General features: G+C 39.5%; 1 protein-coding gene. It reads left to right on the top strand.

Annotated features, from left to right (window positions below; translation table 11 throughout):
* Positions 1 to 105 precede the first annotated feature (105 nt).
* On the top strand, positions 106 to 1,296 hold the full coding sequence (locus tag ACLUWI_RS10080; RefSeq protein WP_034539119.1) for an IS256 family transposase: 1,191 nt from the start codon (positions 106 to 108) through the stop codon (positions 1,294 to 1,296).
* The last annotated feature ends 57 nt before the right edge of the window (positions 1,297 to 1,353 follow it).

Raw genomic sequence — 1,353 nt, 5'->3', positions numbered from 1 at the left:
GGGAGTGTAAAATATTTTGTGTAAATTTCTAAATTAAATTGAAAAAGGGAAAGCCTTCCCCGTATGATTAAATCGCTAAACACAATCAAAACGGAGGCTTTCCCTATGAACCAGTTTAACAAAGAAATTCTTGACGCGCTATCTTCTGACTCTAAAACATCATTAAAAGATGTCTTTCGCAATCAGTTGGAACAAACCGTCAATACATTACTTCAAGAAGAATTGTCGGCAGTCTTAGGCTACCAACCCTATGAGCGTAACGACAGTTCCGCTCATGGGGACAACGCCAGAAACGGATCGTATCAGCGAACCATCGATACTGAATTTGGACCAATCAATATTACGGTTCCGCGCGATCGTAAGAATAAATTTCGTAACGCTTTATTCGAACCATATTCACGGCGGACAGATACTCTGGAATCGATGATCATTAAAATGTATTCCAAAGGCATCACAACTCGTGAAATCGCTGATTTAGTTGAGCGCATGTATGGCGACTACTATTCACCAACTACCGTTTCAAATATTACTAAGCAAGTTGGCAACTTGGTTGAAGAGTTTCATGACAGGACCTTTAAGCACTCACAGTATGTTTGCGTGTTCTTAGACGCCACTTATATTCCGCTCAAGCGCGGAACTGTTGAGCGCGAAGCGGTTAATATCGCGATTGGAATTCGTAGTGACGGCGGTAAAGAAGTCTTAGACTTCTCGGTAGCACCAAACGAAAATGGTGAAGCATGGCGTGAACTACTTGAAAGTTTACGCAATCGAGGAATTGAACAGGTTCAGTTATTCATCGCCGATGGTTTTATTGGGCTCGAAAATGTGATTGCAGAAATTTATCCAAATGCTAAGTTTCAGCGCTGCTTAGTCCATGTGCTTCGTAATCTCACATCACATGTGCGAAAAAGCGATATGCGAGATTTGATGAGCGAATTTAAAGAAATTCGCCAATCTGAATCAATTGAAGAAGCAAAACAAGCTTTAGATAACTTCATTTTGAAATGGAAAAGCAAATATAGCAACCAGATGCGAAAATTGGGTAAGTTAAGTAACTTATTCACCTTCTACGAATTTCCGCCAAGCATTCGGGCATCAATTTACTCAACAAATTTGATTGAAGCTTTCAACAAAAAGTTGAAGAAGAAAATTCGCCAGAAAGAGCAGTTTCCAAATGAGGATGCTCTTCAACGATTCGTGACAACTCAAATTCTAGAATACAATGACAAGTTCGAAGAACGAGCACATCGTGGATTTCGAGGAAGCAAGGATACCTTGGATTCCATGTTTATTTAAGTAAGCATTTCATACAGAGAAGGATTTTCAAAAGTACACAAAATTATTGACACTCTC

It is taken from the genome of Limosilactobacillus mucosae (genome assembly GCF_046939755.1).
Classification (GTDB): Bacteria; Bacillota; Bacilli; order Lactobacillales; family Lactobacillaceae; genus Limosilactobacillus; species Limosilactobacillus mucosae_A.
This window is presented reverse-complemented; position numbering and strand designations above follow the sequence as displayed.

Coding starts and splice junctions, on each gene's coding strand:
- ACLUWI_RS10080 (WP_034539119.1), top strand. CDS start 106: ATGAACCAGTTTAACAAAGAAATTCTTGACGCGCTATCTTCTGACTCT.